12 protein-coding genes are annotated in these 16,698 nt (G+C 66.4%); 5 read left to right on the top strand and 7 right to left on the bottom strand.

Annotated features, from left to right (window positions below; genetic code table 11):
* The 7 genes from tssA to AC1RDJ_RS21865 all read right to left on the bottom strand — a co-directional run.
* On the bottom strand, positions 1-799 hold a 799-nt coding region (gene tssA, locus AC1RDJ_RS21835), incomplete at its 3' end, for a type VI secretion system protein TssA (RefSeq protein ID WP_493028673.1).
* Between the two features lie 51 nt (positions 800-850).
* Entirely contained in the window at positions 851-1,663 is an 813-nt protein-coding gene (locus tag AC1RDJ_RS21840; protein WP_493028674.1) for an OmpA family protein, read from the bottom strand.
* A 2-nt stretch (positions 1,664-1,665) separates the two neighbouring features.
* Positions 1,666-2,646, bottom strand: a complete 981-nt coding sequence (tagF, locus tag AC1RDJ_RS21845; RefSeq protein ID WP_071324361.1) for a type VI secretion system-associated protein TagF — start codon at positions 2,644-2,646, stop codon at positions 1,666-1,668.
* Complete coding sequence (tssM, locus tag AC1RDJ_RS21850) at positions 2,643-6,425, bottom strand: type VI secretion system membrane subunit TssM (protein ID WP_493028783.1); 3,783 nt, start codon at positions 6,423-6,425, stop codon at positions 2,643-2,645. The genes tagF and tssM overlap by 4 nt, the downstream gene beginning before the upstream one ends.
* 50 nt (positions 6,426-6,475) lie before the next feature.
* The gene (locus tag AC1RDJ_RS21855) at positions 6,476-7,918 is read right to left on the bottom strand and encodes a hypothetical protein (protein WP_493028675.1); all 1,443 of its coding nucleotides are present in this window, start codon (positions 7,916-7,918) and stop codon (positions 6,476-6,478) included.
* A 28-nt stretch (positions 7,919-7,946) separates the two neighbouring features.
* Positions 7,947-8,216 (bottom strand): PAAR domain-containing protein, encoded by a 270-nt coding sequence (locus AC1RDJ_RS21860; RefSeq protein ID WP_071324359.1) that lies wholly within the window; start codon positions 8,214-8,216, stop codon positions 7,947-7,949.
* Positions 8,185-9,069, bottom strand: a complete 885-nt coding sequence (locus AC1RDJ_RS21865) for a M15 family metallopeptidase (RefSeq protein ID WP_493028676.1) — start codon at positions 9,067-9,069, stop codon at positions 8,185-8,187. The genes AC1RDJ_RS21860 and AC1RDJ_RS21865 overlap by 32 nt, the downstream gene beginning before the upstream one ends.
* Positions 9,070-9,292: 223 nt before the next feature.
* Between AC1RDJ_RS21865 and AC1RDJ_RS21870 the strand changes: the two genes are divergently transcribed.
* From AC1RDJ_RS21870 to AC1RDJ_RS21890, 5 genes are read left to right on the top strand one after another with little or no spacing between them, the layout of a single operon-like run.
* Positions 9,293-10,069 carry a hypothetical protein gene (locus AC1RDJ_RS21870; RefSeq protein WP_493028677.1) on the top strand — a complete coding sequence of 259 codons (777 nt, stop codon included), beginning with the start codon at positions 9,293-9,295 and terminating at the stop codon, positions 10,067-10,069.
* The gene (locus tag AC1RDJ_RS21875; protein WP_493028678.1) at positions 10,066-12,963 is read left to right on the top strand and encodes a type VI secretion system Vgr family protein; all 2,898 of its coding nucleotides are present in this window, start codon (positions 10,066-10,068) and stop codon (positions 12,961-12,963) included. The genes AC1RDJ_RS21870 and AC1RDJ_RS21875 overlap by 4 nt, the downstream gene beginning before the upstream one ends.
* 3 nt (positions 12,964-12,966) lie before the next feature.
* The gene (locus tag AC1RDJ_RS21880; RefSeq protein WP_493028679.1) at positions 12,967-13,779 is read left to right on the top strand and encodes a DUF4123 domain-containing protein; all 813 of its coding nucleotides are present in this window, start codon (positions 12,967-12,969) and stop codon (positions 13,777-13,779) included.
* Positions 13,780-13,829: 50 nt separating this feature from the next.
* Positions 13,830-14,537 carry a DUF3304 domain-containing protein gene (locus tag AC1RDJ_RS21885; RefSeq protein ID WP_493028680.1) on the top strand — a complete coding sequence of 236 codons (708 nt, stop codon included), beginning with the start codon at positions 13,830-13,832 and terminating at the stop codon, positions 14,535-14,537.
* A complete protein-coding gene (locus tag AC1RDJ_RS21890; RefSeq protein WP_493028681.1) occupies positions 14,534-16,678 on the top strand; it encodes a T6SS phospholipase effector Tle1-like catalytic domain-containing protein in 2,145 nt (714 codons plus the stop codon). The genes AC1RDJ_RS21885 and AC1RDJ_RS21890 overlap by 4 nt, the downstream gene beginning before the upstream one ends.
* Positions 16,679-16,698 lie beyond the last annotated feature (20 nt).

Raw genomic sequence — 16,698 nt, forward strand, 5'->3', positions numbered from 1 at the left:
GTAGCAGCGCCGGCATGCCGGCGCCAGGCGCCGGGACGCCGGCAGGGGGCACGGCCGCTGCCGCGCCCGGGGCAGCGACGGCGGCCGGGGGCAGCGCGCGCTGCATGGCTTGCAGCGCTTCGCGCGCCAGCGAAAAGCCGGGACTGTCCCGGCCCAGGCGCGCATCGGCGGCCTGCTCGAGTTCCGCCAGCGCGTCCAGGCAGAACTGGGCGTCGGCGGCGAAGGCGGCGCGGAACTGCGCCGAATTGTTGCGCCGCGCAGCCTCCATGTCCGCCAGTTTCACGCCGTTGACGCCATCCTGGTTGCTGGCGGCCCGCTTGCGCGCCGCGTCGAAGTCGATGCTCGACCAGCCGCCGGACTGCCTGTCCGTCAAGGCCATGGCGCGCACCAGGGCGGGCGTGCGCGCGAGAATCCAGCTCAGGTTGCCGATGCGCTGCTCGTGGTCGCCGTCATCGGCTTGCGGATACAGGCCCAGGTCCCAGTATTGCCGGCACAGGCCGGCCAGCAGCCGGTAGCCCTGGCCCAGCCCCTGCAAATGGTCTTGCCTGGCGCTCGCTTCGGCCAGCCAGGCGGCCAGCCGCAAGTCCTTGCTTTTTTCGGCCAGCAGCGCGGCGCAGCGGCGCTGCACGAAATCCCAGTCGGCTTCCTTCAGGTCGGTGACCCATTCGCCCTGGTCGAGCGAGGGATCGTCGAACTTGCGCGCCTGGCTGATCGCATCGAGGTCGGCGGAAAAGGAGAGGTCGATGCCGCACGGTTGTACGGCGCTGATGGGAAGGAGAAGCTGGTCGGCTGAAATCATGGTATTCCCGAAAATGGTGGCGGATGGCTTGGCGGGTGTGGCGGCCAGGTCTTACTGGACCATGCGAAATTCGATGCGGCGGTTGCGCGCGCGGCCGTCGATGCTGTCGTTGCTGGCGATGGGCCGGTCCGGCCCCTGGCCCGAGGCACTCAGCAAGTCGCCATCGATGCCCTTGGCCGCCAGATAGGCCTTGACCGCCTCGGCGCGCGCCTGGCTCAGGTGCTGATTGCTGGCGCGCAGCCCCTGGTTGTCCGTGTGGCCGATGATGTCGACCTTGCGTCCCGCCAGCTTTTGCAGCGCCGCGCCCATTTCGTCGAGGATGGCGCGGCCGGACGGCGTCAGCGTGGTCTTGCCGCTTTCGAACTCGATGGTGCGGTTGGCCAGCGTGCTGTCGAGGATATTCTGGTCCGCCGCGGAGACGCGCAAGCCATTGTTGACGGTGTAGGTGGGATTGAGGCTGGTGGCGATATCGCTGGCGATCTTTTGTCGCTGCGCCTCGTTGGCCACTTCGCCGCGCACGCTGACGACGCTGCCGTCGATCGTCAGCTGGCCACGGCGGATCTGCTTCAGGTCGGGCGTCAGCAGTTTTTGCACGTAGGCGTTCCAGTTGGCCGGCAGCGCGACCTGGCCGACGGCGATCTGGTCGACCACCTTGTCGGCGCCATACAGGTCGCGCAGGCGGGCCAGCACGGCGGCCTTGGACGCCTCGTCGGGCACCGTGCCGCTGGCCAGCACCTGGCCAGGCTGCGGCGTGGCGGCCGCCGGTATCGCGGGCATGGCGGCAGGGGCGGCCGCCGCCTGGGCGCGGGCGCCGGACGCGGCAAGCGCCAGGCAGGCGAGGAGGGCAATCCGGAATTGGCGCATGATCAGGTCCCGATGAAGGCGGCGCGAAACGAGTCGTGCGCCGATTTGAGTGACAGGTTCGCCTGCGCGAGGTAGGTTGAAACCTTCTTGATGGCGTAGTCGGCGCCCACGTGTTCCTCGACCCAGGCCAGGTCGTCGAAGGCGATGTGGTGCTCCAGCGCCGCCTGCGGCTCCATGATGGCGTGCAGCGTCTGTGCCGAGGCGCCGCAAAAGCCCAGCACCAGCGCGTGGCGGCCGCGGATGCGGGTGAGGAACAGCGCCAGTTCGAAGTCGGCGCGCGCCAGGAAGGGCGCGATCAGGTGCATCCAGAACGCCGCCACCAGGTTGCGGTACAGCGGGTCGTCCGGCAGCGGCAGTTCCAGGCTTTTTTCCAGCCGGCTGGAACTGCTGGCCATGACGGGCTGCAGCAGCATGCCCAATGCCAGCAGCACTTGCCGCACCGAGCCGCCAAAGCCCGTCGGCGCCAGCAGCGCGTCGAGGGCGCCGACCGTCTGCAGGTCGAGGAAGTCGTCGAAGGCGGCGTCATAGGCGCTGCTGCGCAAGTCCAGCTCGATGCTGGCGCTGGCTGCCGCCTGCAGCGCGGCAGCCGCTTCGGCGCCGCGCAGGCCGCCGCTGAGCGCATCGAGCCGGTTCCACAGGCGCGACAGCACCAGCGGGCTGGTGGGCACGAAGCCGGCCGGGTTGCCCACTTCCATCGCGCTCATCATCAGGAAGGGAAAGCGGCGCGACGAGGCGTCGCTGCTGGCGGCGATGTGGCCGGCGATGGCGCGTCCGCGGCGCGGGCCGATGAAGGCGAAATGCAGCGGCGCCAGCGCGTCATACGTGAGCTTCCAGCGCGCGTCGGCGCTCATCAGGTCCATGGCGTTGGCGAGCCAGTCGTCGAGCATCTTCAGCAGCGCGGGATTGTCGCCGCTCTTGACGAAGTCGCCACGGCTGGGGATCTTGCCGAAATAGCCGATCGCGGTGGGTGTCGGGCGGCTCATGGCGTGTTCCCGGCCAGTGCGGCGCCCGTGTCGGGGACGCTGTTGACCACCGTTTCCGGCAGCTTCAGGCCGCGGAAACCCTGGCCGCCGGCGGGGGCCGCCGCCGGTGCCGGCGTGGTGACGATCTTCAGGTTGGCCGTCACGGTGACGCCGCTGTTTTCCCAGCTCAGTTCGAATACGCCGCCTTCCTTGCGCGTGCGCTTGGCCGAATCGATCATTTTCTTCAGGCCGAAATGGCCGGGCTCATTCAGCAGCACCACGTTGCGCCCTTCCGGCGTGATGGCGCTGATGCGCGAACCGGGCACGCCTTGCGGGTTGGGCCAGACCATGTGTATCCACGGCTGCGGCTGGCCGCGCCAGCGCAGCGCCTGGCCATCGATCTCGATCGTGTATTCGCTGGCGCCGGGCGCGCTCAGCGCCTGCAAGTCGAAGCGCGTCTGCGCTTCGGCGGCGCCGGCCGCCGTCGCCACGCCGTTCGCGCTGAGCGGTGCGATCCAGCCCGGCAGGCTGGCCACCACGGGCGGCGCCAGGCTGATGCCCATCGATGCCCACGTCCTGGCGCTGATGCTGTCGCCGCGGCGCACCACCAGCGGCCCGATGGCGGTATTGAAGAACTTGGCGATGGCGCCTTCCGGGCCGAAGACCTGGCCGATGTCGGCGTTGCTCGCCTCGGTGCGGGAATCGGGCGCGAACGGGTATTTCGCCGCCAGCGTTTTCTGGAACGGTTCGAGCACCTGCGCCAGCCAGACCTTGTTGATTTCCGTTTCGGTGGGCTTGACGATGACGGCGAAGGTTTGCATCAGCGGGCGCACCAGCAGCGGCCGGATGGCCTGCTTTTGCGGATCGCTCATGCCCGTCAGCATCTGTTCGTCGACATATTTCAGGGTATCGGCCAGTTCCGAACCGCTGCCGTCCAGCGTTTGCTGCATCAGCTGCTTGGCGCCGGGCCCCGTGTCGCCCTGGTTCTTGATCTGGTTGAGGCGCACGCGCAGCTTGGACAGCGTGGCCAGGTAGCCGCGCATCGGCGAGGCATCCTTGTCCCGGGCGACGACCAGGCGGGCCACGCCGGAAAATTCGCGGCCGACGGGTCCCATCGGCAGGGCGCTGCCGGCCTGGCCGCCGGCCACGGCCGGTTTCTGGCGCAGCACCGTTTCCTTGAACCAGTCCATCACCCCGCGCTGCGCCCGCTGCAAGCCCTGGCCCAGCAGCGAAGGATTGTCCCACGAGGTTTCCTGGTACACCGTCTCGATCAGCTTGTTGATGGGCGACGATTGCGGGTCGCCGAGGCGGTTCATGGCTTGCGCCGCGTTGTCGAAGCCGTTCAATTCGCGGATGCTGACGCCCTGGAGGAATTTCTGCCATTCCTTCGCATAGTCGTTCTTGTACAGTTCGACGAGGGCTTTCTGGATCTGCTCGGGGCTGCCTTCCAGGGTCAGGTCGTCCTTCGACGCCGTTTTCAATACCCAGTCGGCGCTTTGCAATTCGCGGTTGGCCGCTTCCTGGAACGCTTGCTGGATGTATTTCTCCCAAGCGTCACGGGTAAACGTGCCGGGGATGGCGTAGCTGCCCAGCACCAGTTCCTTGTCCTGCTCGCCAACGATGCGGGCCACCGTCATCGACGGGAAGCGCGTGGCGGCGCGCGCCTTGACGTCGGCATACACGCGGTCGCGCGCCGGCATGCCGCGCACGACGCGGCGCAGGCTGTCGCGCGACTGGTCGACGAGGGCCAGCTTGCTGTCGATCTGCGGCCACGACGGATCATTGATCTGCGTCAGGTAGAACGAGATCATGCGCTCGGCGCTGCGTATCATCTGTTCGCGCGGCATGCTGCCCCGGTTGGCGTCGAGCCAGCCGCGCCAGTAACGGGTCAGCTGGTCGTTCAGGTGGCTGGCCTCGGCACGCGACTTGTCGCTCAGCATCAGATACGTCTTCAAGCCGTTGTAGGCGTCTTCCACGTTCGCCGGCGCGGCATCTTTGAATTGCTGGACGGCAGGTGTGGCGGAAGGCGCCGCCGGGGCAGCCGCAGCCGGGGCGACGGCGACAGTGGCCGTTGCTGCCGGCACGGCGGCCGCTGGCGGCGTGCCGGCCATCGGCTGCAGGCGGCCGGCGCCCGCATTGACTTCCGACAAGAACGCTTCCAGCGATTGCGTCACCGGCTTGAGCATGACTTCGCGCACGCCGGAAAAATATTCTTCGCGCAGCTTGCGCTCCAGGAAGTCGCCCTGGTACAGGCCCAGGCTGAGGGCCAGCGGGCGCTTGCTGCGGTACGCTTCCAGCTGTTCGATGCGGTCCTGCAGGATTTCCAGCGCCTCGAAGCGCGAATGCAGGTCCAGGCGCTTGTCCTGCACCTTGATGGCTTGGTCCAGGTCGGCCTGCACATTGGCCGCCAGCTGGCGGTTGGCCAGGTAGGACCAGCTCCAGCCGCCCAGCGCCAGGCCGGCCAGCGCGATGGCGGCAAAGAAGGTGGCGTAGCGCAGCCGGGTCTTGCGCGGGCTGGCGTACTGGGCCACCAGGTCCTTGTCGGCGAAGATGACCTTGCGGAACAGGTTGAGCAGGAAGTAGCCGTGCTGGTCCTGTACCGCCGCCTGTTCCTGCGGCTGCAGCTTGAGGTCGAAGCGCTGCGCCACCCGTTCCGACGAGGCCGAGACCGACACGCCTTCCTGCAAGGCGCTGGTGAAATAGAAGCCACGGAACACGGGCTTGAACTGGAACGGGTTTTCCTCGAACAGGGTGGCGATGAAGGTGCGCAGCGGCCCCTTGATCGAGCTGAATTCCAGCGGAAACGTAAACACGCCGGGCGGCATGCGCTCGCGGCCCAGCAGGGCCATGCTGGCCAGGCTGAGGTCCTTCAAACCATCGTACAGTTCGTCGAAGCGCTGGTCGAACTGTTCCAGCACGTCCTGTTTCGAACTGCTCACGCTGTAGGGCAGGGTGGCGCCCCAGACCTTGTCGCGCTCGCTGCGTTCGGCATCCTGGAAAAATTCGGTGAAGCCCGTGATCAGGTCGGCCTTGGTGAATACCACGTACACGGGGGCGTGGACTTCCAGCTTTTCCGTCAGTTCCTGCACGCGCTGGCGCAGGTTCTTCGCCAGTTCGATGGCGAATTCGGGCCGGCTGCCCGTCAGTTCGGCGATGCTGACGGCGATGATGATGCCGTTGATGGGCGCCCGCTTGCGGTGCTTTTTCAGCAGGCCGAGAAAGCCGAACCATTCGGCGCGGTCTTCGTCGTTGACGGAGTAGCGGCCTGCCGTGTCGAGCAGGATGCCGTCGGTGGTGAAGAACCAGTCGCAATTGCGGGTGCCGCCCAGGCCTTGCACGATCTTGCTGTCGACAAAGGGGAATTGCAGGCCGGAATTGGCGATGGCCGTGCTTTTGCCGGCGGCGGGGTTGCCGATGATCATATACCAGGGCAATTCATACAGGGCCGCGTCGCCCGACAGCTGGCCCAGCCTGGAGGTCTTGATGGTGCCGATCGCTTCGAGCATGCGTTTGCGGATGGCTTCGGTTTCCTCGCGCTGCACCGCTCCCGCCTTCGGCGCGGCGCCGGCCGCCTGCTGTTCCAGCATGTTGCTGAAGCTGGCGCCGTCGCGCCGCCGCCGCCGCTGGCGCCACCACCACGCGATGGCGACCAGCAGCGCCGCCGCGGCCAGGACCGCCAGCACGGGCAGGTAAGGCCATTCGAAGATGACGGTGCACACCAGGAGCAGCAGGACAAAAGCCACGCCGCCCAGGATGAGCAGGCTGAAGCGGGTAGTGAGGAGGTGCCAAAATCGTTGCATCATAGTGTAGTGAGCAAGCCGTTAATGTGCGTGGGTGGAAGGTGTCAGCGTCAGCCGGCGGCGTCGCCGTTGCCGGCGGGCGGGCCGACGACGATGGCGCCGTAGTGCAGTGGATCGAGGTTGCTGAGGCATAAGACCTGGCCGCCGCTGGCCGCCGCGTGCTGCGCCAGTGCCAGCGCCGCCAGGGCGGCGACGGGACCGGCATGGCCGCACGCCGCGCCGACGCTCAACACCTGGGTGCCGAGATCGAGTTCAGGCAGCAGGGCGCTGGTGCAATTCATCAGTTCGAGCATGCGGCCGGCGCGCTGGTCCGTATCGGCGCTTACCAGCGTGATGTCGGCGCTGGCCACGGCGGCGCTGGCCAGCGCCTGCGTGGCGAGGCTTGCCAGCAAGCCCGGCTCGCCCTGCTTGCGTGGCCCGGCGGCGCTGTCGCGCGCCTGCGCGGCTCCGCGGTGCAGCAGTACGGACGCCGGCGCTTCCAGCAGCGCCGCTTCGGCCGAGTTCGCCAATAGCAGGCCGGCCGCGCCTTCCCCTGGTATCTGTCCGTCGGCCTGCCCGGCGCTGAACAGCTGCTCCCTGCTGGCCCAGTCGTGCACGCTCATCTCGCCGATGTAGGAGTTGCAGGCCAGTACGATGGCCAGGACAGGTTGCCCGTCCTGCGCCGCGCGCGCGGCAATCTGTGCGAGCAGCGCGAACGGCGCCGGTTGCGGTGTGGCGGACAGCGTCGGCAAGGCCAGCTTTTCGGGCGGCCAGCCCTGCTCCAGCAGCAGCCGGTGCAGCCAGGCGCTGCCCGCCTGCGACTGGGCGGGGCTCCACGCCGCCGGCAGCAGCAGGTGCAGTTGCAGCGTGGGCAGCGCCATGGCCGCGCGGGCCGAGGCGGGCGCCATCAACCATGCGGGCAGCAGCGGATGCCGCATGGCTGCGTACATCAGGTCGGCCAGCACTTCGCCGCCCAGGGCCAGCGCGCGCACATCCTCGGGATTGAAGGGGAAGCGTTCTGCATCCAATCCTGGCTGCGGATGCTGGCGCAGCCAGGCGGCCAGGGTTTGCTGCTGCGTGTCTTCCTGTACCCCGGCCACTTTTCCACACAGCAAAGGGTAGCCGTTTTCATCGAGCAGGTCCGGGTCGAGCGCGGGACGGGCCTGCCTCGCTTGCATGGCCGTAGTCAGTTCCTCGGGCGTGGCGCCGCCCGGCATGCGCAGGGCGGCCGCGACGATATGCAGCGGCGCCGGCGGCGCTGCCGTGGGCGCGGCGTCGGCCGGTGGCGTCGCCGCGACGGCCGCCGCCATGGCGGGCCTGGCCGCCAGCCTGGCCAGCAGCTTTTTGCCCAGCCAGAAGGCCAGCAACAGCGACAGCGGCAGCAACAGCATGGCGCCGGCCAGGTCGCCCGCCGTCGGCACGCGCGTGCCGGCGCGCCAGTACCAGATGGCGCCGCCCCAGCACAGCGCGAACACGGCCAGCACCAGCAGGCAGCGCCGCAGCCACGCGCGCATCAGCGCTGTTCCTCGTGCCGGCGCGCGCTCATGCCTGGTCCGTGGTCGCTTGCTGGCTGGCGATCAGCACCGCGCCGCAGCTGGTCTTGTCGCCATGGCGGGCCACCGGCCGGCCATCGACGACCAGGCTCGGGTCGCCGCTGACGATGGGACAGACGCCGTGGCCCGGCAGGGGACAGGCAACCTTGTCGCCCACGCGCGCGATGCCGATGCCGCCGCTGTCGCTCACGGTCGACGCTTCGAGCACGGTGCCGCCGTGCGAGGTTTTATCGCCCAATCTGATTACCGGACCCGCCATATGCGCTCCTGTCAGCTTTTTTCATCACACCGGGCAAACGCAGCTCGGTATGTCCGAAATCCATCATTTTCCAGCGACCGCCCCACGTCATGCCGACCGATTCGGCCACTTCGCCATACAACTGATAGCCGCGCATGGCCCACGCATCCTTTTCCGAGATGACCAGCTTGCCGTCGCGCAAAAATGCGCTATCGGCGGCCAGGCCATACTGGTGCCAGCTCTGGAAGGCGGCCGCGTTGCTTACGCTGGGCCCCATGGCCGCCAGGGTGTTTTGCCGCTCCGGACTGCGATAGCCCTCCAGCAGCGCCATGTCGTAGCCATGCTTTTCCTTCATTATTTTAAAGACAAGCAATAAACGTTGCGCGTATTCCGTATTCAACAGTGTCCAGTTGCGGCTGGCAGATATCAGCAAGGGCCGCTCCAGCCGCACTTCTTCGGTGGCAAACACGAGCGGCGGGAGGTCGACGGGCGGCACCAGTTGCTCGCCCTGCAGCAGGCTGGCGACCTGGGCATTCATTTCACGCGTGGAGACGTCGTAGGCGCCCAGCATGCGCTTGCTGTCCGTCATGAGGACTAGTGCCGTCGGCAGGCTGATCACCGCCATGCCCGCCAGGCACAGCAGGTAGTGGCGCCGCAGGAAGGCCGCCGTGTGGCCGAGCGCCGCCGTCCCGCCCTGGCGCACGCTGGCCAGGCCCGCCTGCCGCTGTCTGGCGAAGCGGCTGACGTACGCGGCAAGGCGTTGCTCCGCGCCATACATTGCTTGCATGACGAAATCGCGCCCGGCCGGAAACAGCGCCAGCCAGCTGACCAGGCATGCCAGTATGAAATACAGTGCTACCGCGAGTAGAAACACGCGCACCTCAATCAAAAGAATGTTTGGCTGCAGAGTTTGTGCTATCCGCGGCGCGATGCCGGTGCATGGACACGGATATTGCTCGGGAGTATATCTTACAAAACTGCTAATTAACGGGCGGTGCATTTCAATTGTGCGGGGGTGCGCACTGTTGATTTTATGGCACGCGTCATCATTTTGTTGAATAGCGTAAAGTCTTGCAAATATTACAGGAGCTCACATTTTGCGACCTCACGACGACAGCCCCAGGGCCTCGGCCCGGCCCAGCCTATTGACGCCAGCGCAGCAGGCCGAGGCCGACCGTAACCGTATCCTGACCACGCTGCAAGGCGGCAAGGGCGGGGCTGTCGCAGGCGGCGCGACGGGTGGCCGGCTGGCGGTACGCTATGGGGCCGGGGCGGCTGCCGCCCTGTTGCTGCTGGCGGCCGGTGTCTGGCTGGGGCAGCGGGGAGCGGACGCACAGGCGCCGGTGGTCGCGGCCTTGCCGGCCGCCGCCGCGACTGTCCCGGATGCGCCGCCCGCCGTCGCCCGCATTCATGACGAGGTGCCGGCCGCCATCGACCCGGCGCCGCGGCAAAGCCTGAATGACATGCTGACGGCCGCTCCCGCCCGTAGCGCCGCCACGCCTGCCGGCGATGTGTTGAGCAAAGCCCTGGAAACGCCCTCGGCGCCTGCGGCGCGGCCGGCCAAAACGCCAGCCAGGAGTGTCCCTAAAGCATCTCATCCGCCGGCGAAGAAGCCGGCCGCCAAGGCCGAGACGGCGCCAGCTGCCAGCCGCGAGGAAGAAAGCGACATCGCCTTGCTGGCGGCCCTCGTGGCCCACGCGCAAGTTGCTCCTGTTCCCGCACCGCCCGTCGCCAGCCTGCAATCCCAGCTTCAGCAATGCGCCAGGTTGAAACGGACGGCCGCCGACGCCTGCCGCGAACGCGTCTGCAAGGGCCGCGGCGCCGGCAATGCGCAATGCAAGGCGGCCAGGTCCGCCGCGAGGGCCGGCGCATGAGCGGCGCGCGCGCCGACCAGGCCGCGCAGGTCGGCGCGTCGCTGGCCGGTTTCAGCAGCGTGACGCGGCTGTACGAGCTGGTCCTGGGCGGCGAGGGCGGCGATGCGGGGGACGCATTGCTGGTGGAAGCGTTTGCGTCCGACGAGCGCTTGCACGGGGTGGGCGCGCGCGACATCATCGTGCTGTCCACCAATGCCAATCTGGCGCTGGCGCCGCTGCTGGGCCAGCCTGCTACCTTGCAGGTCAGCCTCGCCGACGGCAGCCGCGCCGCATTCAGCGGCCATGTCAGCGAGGCGGCCATGCTGGGCAGCGAAGGGGGACTGGCCCGTTTCCGGCTGCGCCTGACGCCATGGCTGTGGCTGCTGAGCCAGGCGCGCAATAGCCGCGTGTGGCAAGACAAGAGCGTGATCGAGATCGTCGACAGCGTCTTCGACGCCTATGCGCCGCAGGCCGTCTGGCGCTGGAGCGATGACACGGGGCCGTTCATGCAGGAGGCGTCGCCGCGCAGCTATTGCTGCCAGTACCGCGAATCGGACCTGGCCTTCGTCAGCCGCCTGCTGGCCGAAGAAGGACTGGCATGGCGTTTCGAAGAACAGGATGGCGGCCACTGCCTGGTGCTGTTCGCCGACAGCAGCGCGCTGAGCGCCGTGCCGGAAGACGCCAGCAGCGCTGCCGGCGGCGGCTTGCGTTTCCATGGCGCGCGGGCCATGGAACAGGCCGATGCGGTTCAGGCGATCAGCCGTGGGCGGGCGCTGAGCACGTCGGTCGCGACCGTCCTCAGCTACGATTACAAGGCCAAGAAAGCCGTCAGCGCCAGCGTGCCGACGCGGCTGGCGCCCGGTGGCAAGAACGCCATGGTGCTGGAAAGCTATGATGCGCCGGGCCAGTATTTCTATGCCGATGCCGCCCAGGCCGCGCGCTATGCCTTGCTGCAGATGCAGGCCATCGAAGCGCGCAGCGAACGCTGGGAGGCGCGCTCCACCGTGCGCACCTTGCGCGCCGGCACCCGTTTTACGCTGACGCAAGGTCCATTGCAGCAGGAGGGCGGCGCGGCGCCCGCGCTGGTCGTGTTGCGCGTGTGCAGCGTGGGCGTCAATAATTTGCCGGCGCCGGCCCGCGAGGGGCTGGCTGAGCTGTTCGGCCCCATTCCCGCCTTGCTGCAGGAAGGCCTGGCCGACCAGGCGTTGGCACCGCGCGACATCGCGCATTTCGGACAGGTGATCGCGCAGGCGGCCGAGAGCGGCTATGCCAACCATATTGAAGCGATCTCGGCCGATACGCCATGGCGCCCGGCACAGGACGGCGGCGACGTGCGCCACCATCCGAAACCCACGGCCTTGGGCAGCCAGAGCGCGATCGTGGTGGGCGCCGATGGCGGCAATGCGGCCGGCGGCGCCAGCGAGATTTACTGCGACAGGCTGGGCCGGGTGCGCATCCGCTTTCACTGGCAGCAGGACGGCAGTGCGACTTGCTGGGTGCGCGTGGCGCAGCGCTCGGCCGGTGGCGGCATGGGCAGCCAGTTCCTGCCGCGCATCGGCCAGGAAGTGCTGGTGCAATTCCTGGAAAACGATATCGACCGCCCCATCATCGTCGGCGCGCTGTACAACGGCCAGGGCGAGGGCGGCCTGGCGCCGACGCCGGGCGGCGCCGCCAGCGCGAATGCGAGCGCCGCCGGCGTGTTCGAGGCGGCGCACGACCACGCCCCATCGGCGCAGGGCAACGTGGCCGGTGGCAACAGTCCGCTGTGGCATGGCGCGGCGGGCGGCACTGCGGGCCACCGCAACGGCACGGCGCAATGGGGCATCCGCAGCAAGGAATTCGGCGCCAGCGGCTATAACCAGCTGCTGTTCGACGATACGGACCAGCAGGGCCGCATCCAGCTCAAAAGCAGCCATGGCGCAAGCGAGCTCAATCTTGGCCACCTGATCCACGCGGCAGACAATTACCGGGGCAGCCTGCGCGGCACGGGCGCCGAGTTGCGCACGGATCACTATGGCGCCGTGCGGGCGGGCGCGGGCTTGCTGGTCTCCAGCTACCTCGTCAACCATGACGTGCAGGCGCGCGACCCGGCCGGCGACAATGCGCCTGGCATGGTATTGCTCAAGCAGGCGGCCAAGCTGGGCGAAACGTTCAGCGCCGCCGCCGTCACGCACCAGACCGTGGCCCTGGCCGGCCATCTGGGCGCGGCCAAGGCGGATGCCAGCGTGCTGGACGACAAGGCGGCGCCGCTGAAGGCATTCCTGACGACGGCGTCGGGCATGCTCAGCCAGGACAATACGACAGCCGCCAGGCGCGACGCGGCCGCCAAGCCCACGACTCCCGGCGACGACAAGCTGCCGCACAGCAGCGACGCCATCATTGCCATCGCTGCCCGGGCCGGGCTTGGCGTGCTGGCCGGCAAGGATATCCAGTTGGCGAACGGCGAAACCGTGTCGCTGATGAGCGGACTCGATACGCAGTTCGTCGGCGGCGGCCAGCTGCGCGTGCATGCCGGCCAGGCCATCGGCACCCTGGGCGGCGTCGTCAAGGCGGGCGAGAACAATATCGGCCTGCAGATGATCGCCGCCAAGCAAGCCATCGACCTGCAGGCGCAGGCCGACGTGCTCAAGGTGCAGGCGCGCGACGAAGTCAATGTGATCAGCGCCACGGCGCACATCGACTGGGCGGCGGCGAAAAGCATCCGTTTGTCGACGGCGGGCGGGGCGAATATCACTATCGAGGGCGGCAACATCACCATCCAGTGTCCGGGCAAGATCACGATCCATGCCGGCAAGAAAAGTTTTATCGGCCCGGAAAGCATGGCGTATGCGATGCCCGGTTTGCCCAGCAGCATATGCGTGGAGTGCCTGAAAAAGTCCCTGATGGCCGGCTCCGCTTTCACCATGGCAGGATAGACGATGCTGATTGCCCCTTATACGGATGGCTGGCTGGCGCAGTGCGACACCTTGGCGCGCGAGGCGGCGCCGGCAAACGCGCGGCTGTATCTCTTGCTCGACGGCGTCTTCCTGCCGGGGCTGCAGCGCAAGCTGGCCACGCTGTCGCCGGCCCTGCTGTTTGAAAGCTTGCCAGGCTGCAATGACGCCACGCGCGACGTATCGCCGCTGCTGCTGGCGTATCCCGGCCCGGGCATGGGCATGGCCGAGGCGTCCTGGCTGCAGCGCTGCAGCGGCTGGCCCATGCTGAGCGCCATCGCCACGCGGGAAAGCCAGGCGGCACTGGCCGAAAGGCTGGCGGCCTGGTGCGTCATCGAAGGCGAAGGCCAGCGCTTCAATTTCCGTTTCCCCGACACGCGCCGGCTGCCGGCCATCTATGCCGCGCTGACACCGGTGCAGCAGGCGCAGCTGGCTGGGCCCGCCGTCAGCTGGTCCTATATCGCCCGCGACGGCAACTGGCGGCAGTTGCCGGTACCTGGGCTGGACAGTGCGCTGGCGGAGCGGCCCGTGGCGCTGAGCGAGCAGCAGTTTGCCAGCCTGATCGGCGACAGCGAAGCCGATGAAATCCTCGCCATGCTGCATGAGCGCGGGCACGACCACAGCCATGACCGCCATGGCGCCTACCGCGGCGTGGCGCAAGCCCTGGCCGCCATCCAGGGCGAGCCGCTCGATTACTATGAAAAGGCCGACTGGTGCGAGCGTTGGCTGCAGAGTGGCGCAGCGCCCGATGCCGCGCGGCCGCCTGAAACCAGCCTGCAAGCGCAGGGGGACGCATGATGATCGTTCGAACAGCCGCCGGCGCGGGCTGGCGCGCGTTGGCAATGGGCGTGCTGTTGCTGCCCATGCTGAGCGCTTGCGCCGACAAGAACGTGCCGGTCAGCATACACGGCGTCAATTACAGCGGAGAAGTCTTTCGTTACGCCATCGTCGATCCCGCCAACAAGGACAATGCGGGCGGCGGCGAAACGATCGACCCGTATGCCGCCGGCGGCACGATGTGCTGCTACGACTTGCCCCGGCGCTGGCGACCCGGCATTCAGGTGCAGGTGGACGCCACCTACTGGCTGCCCCGGAAGGCTGATGGCAGCCTGCCGGAAGTGAAGCAGACGCAGGTGCTCGAAGTTCCCGCGTATGCCGACGGCAAGCCGGGCGAGCTGTGGGTGCTGCGCGGCGCCGATGGAAAGCTGGCGATCATTTCCAGCGACTACCAGCCCGATCACGCCAGCTGGCCGGGGAAGGTCAAGGGCTGGCCGCTGCCGTCGCTGGAATATCGGCGAGAGAAATGGGATGCCTACATTCAGCATGAAGAGGGCGGCGTCGAATTGTGGGAAAAGCTGCTTGAACAGATGCGCCTGGCGCCGCTCAAACATGCCAGGGAAGTGTGGGAGTCTGAGCGGAAATCAGACCCGAAAGCGTTCAGCGACTATACGGGACCTGACGATACGCGCTTTCACGCGTATTTGCGCGCGGACTATGCCCGTTTGCTGGCTGGCAGCCGAAGCAAATTGGAACAGTTAAAAAAGGAGCGTCCATGAGTTTCAGATTGATCGAGCCCGTCCCCGCGGAGTTTTCCAAGGCTGCCGATTTCGATACCTTGTTTTCTGCTATTGAATCGAGAAAAATACGCAAGACAGCGGAGGAGATCGAGAAGTCTGTCGTCAAGCCTCCCTGCGCAACCTGCAAAACCAATCTCTTTTTGGGTTTTTTCTTTGACGGCACGAAAAATAATTATATCCAGGCCGACGCCGGGAAGAATCACTCGAACGTCGCCCGCCTGTATGACTGTTTTCCAGGCCTGAGCACGCCGACGGTGCTGCCCGATGCCACCGATTGGGTACACGAAAAGGCAGCGTATTCGCATTTCTTCAAGGTGTATATTCCTGGCGTGGCGTCGCCGTTCGAGCAGATCGGCGACAGCGGCAAGGGCTTGCAACTGACGCGGGGCGCGGCTGCCGGTTATGGCGGTGAAGCGCGCATTCTGTGGGCGCTGCTGCAGGCGATTAATAATATACACCGCTATTTTTTGAAGAAACCCCTGTTATCGCCCGATGAAACAAAGTCGATCCTGAATAGAATCGTGCTCGACAGGGCACGGCGGCGCCTGATGAAACCGCGCCAGCGGTTTGAACGCGAGATGCCGAATGACGAGCAGAATGAAAAGACGCGTCTCGAATTTGAAAAAATCCTGAAGCGCCTGCATGCGGCAATCGCCGTGCACATGCCGGATAAATATGGCAATGTCAGGCAAAAAGACCCGGCGACGGTGAAGAAAATCTTCATTTCCATTTTTGGTTTTTCGCGCGGTGCCACCCAGGCGCGCGCCTTTGTCAACTGGCTCATGTCGATGTGCACGCTCGATGCCCATCTGTGTAAAAAAGCGGGCGTGATGACGCTCGGTGGTTTCGAGGTGGCATTCAATTTCCTCGGCCTGTTCGATACGGTGGCATCCGTCGGCCTGGGCAATACCCTGGGTAATAGCCTGCTGGGCAAGATGTTCGATGGCCATGGCGGCTGGGCCGATACCGATGACAGCTTGCGCATCCCCCCGGGTATCCCATGCCTGCACCTGGTCGCCGCGCATGAATTGCGGCGCAGCTTTCCGCTCGATTCGATTTCCGTCAAGCAGGCGTTGCCGCCGAATTGCGATGAGGTGGTCGTCCCTGGCGTGCACTCCGACCTCGGTTGCGGCTACATGCCGGGCGAGCAGGGCCGTGGTCTGGACAAGATGGGGGCCGACATGCTGTCGCGCATTCCGCTGATCTATATGTACCGGGCGGCCAGGCTGGCAGGCGTGCCCCTGAAGCTGGAATTCGCCAGCGCCGTGGCCAAGGAGCGTTTCAAGGTTGCGCCGGAGACGATCACGGCGCTGAACGCTTACCTGGCCACGTGCAAGGTGAAGACGGGCACCTTGACTGCCATCATGCGCGAACAGGGCAAGAATCATATCTTGTGGCACAGGTCGCGACGACCGACCAGCAAAACCCCGCTGGAATCGACGGCCAGCTTTGGCCGCGCCTCGAACTTCGACAAGAACGATCTGCAAAGCGCCAACCAGGAATTTGAACAGGAAATTCGGGCGTTCGAGACCTGGCTGGCAGAGAAGGGCAAAGGCTACAGAGCCAAGGCGCAGGAGCCGGGTTTTGACAATGACCACGACAATGAATGGGAAGAGATCGCGACCTGGTGGGGCAGCGCGCCGCAGCCTGGCGCCGAGACGCTCCATTTTTTTGACAATTACGTGCACGACTCGCGTGCCTGGTTTAAGTTAATTCCCGGAAATCCTGACAATGAAGGGGATTTGATCGAGAAGTTGCAATCCTGGAGCGCGAAGCGAAAAAGGGTGCAGCAACTGAATGTCAGCGGAGCACTGGCCCACGAGGAACGGCAAAAGATGATGGCGCGCGCCTACGGCATGAAATCGACAACGGGCCTGCAGCCCTATACGCCGATGAAGGATGGCCTGGACGATGCGCAGCGCAAGGCTGTCGAGGAGTTTGATCGCACGGGCAAGATTCCGCGCATGCAGACGGAGGGACGCGAACCATTCGATTCAAGCTGGGCCAGCTATGGCCTGTCCGGCCGGGCCGGCTATTTGCGTTACCGCAAGGTGTACAGCGGCTATGACAGCGTGCTGATCTCGAGAAATGGCAAGGCGACGGAAGAAGCCATCGCCTGAGCAGCCAGGCAAGCGGGCTT

It is taken from the genome of Janthinobacterium sp. GW822-FHT07H10, assembly GCF_058798675.1.

Bases quoted from the DNA above. Each gene is read 5' to 3' on its own strand.
- tagF (WP_071324361.1), bottom strand. From the start codon at position 2,646: ATGAGCCGCCCGACACCCACCGCGATCGGCTATTTCGGCAAGATCCCC.
- AC1RDJ_RS21860 (WP_071324359.1), bottom strand. From the start codon at position 8,216: ATGGCGGGTCCGGTAATCAGATTGGGCGATAAAACCTCGCACGGCGGC.
- AC1RDJ_RS21880 (WP_493028679.1), top strand. From the start codon at position 12,967: ATGCTGATTGCCCCTTATACGGATGGCTGGCTGGCGCAGTGCGACACC.
- AC1RDJ_RS21890 (WP_493028681.1), top strand. From the start codon at position 14,534: ATGAGTTTCAGATTGATCGAGCCCGTCCCCGCGGAGTTTTCCAAGGCT.
- AC1RDJ_RS21875 (WP_493028678.1), top strand. From the start codon at position 10,066: ATGAGCGGCGCGCGCGCCGACCAGGCCGCGCAGGTCGGCGCGTCGCTG.
- AC1RDJ_RS21840 (WP_493028674.1), bottom strand. From the start codon at position 1,663: ATGCGCCAATTCCGGATTGCCCTCCTCGCCTGCCTGGCGCTTGCCGCG.
- tssM (WP_493028783.1), bottom strand. From the start codon at position 6,425: ATGCAACGATTTTGGCACCTCCTCACTACCCGCTTCAGCCTGCTCATC.
- AC1RDJ_RS21855 (WP_493028675.1), bottom strand. From the start codon at position 7,918: ATGCGCGCGTGGCTGCGGCGCTGCCTGCTGGTGCTGGCCGTGTTCGCG.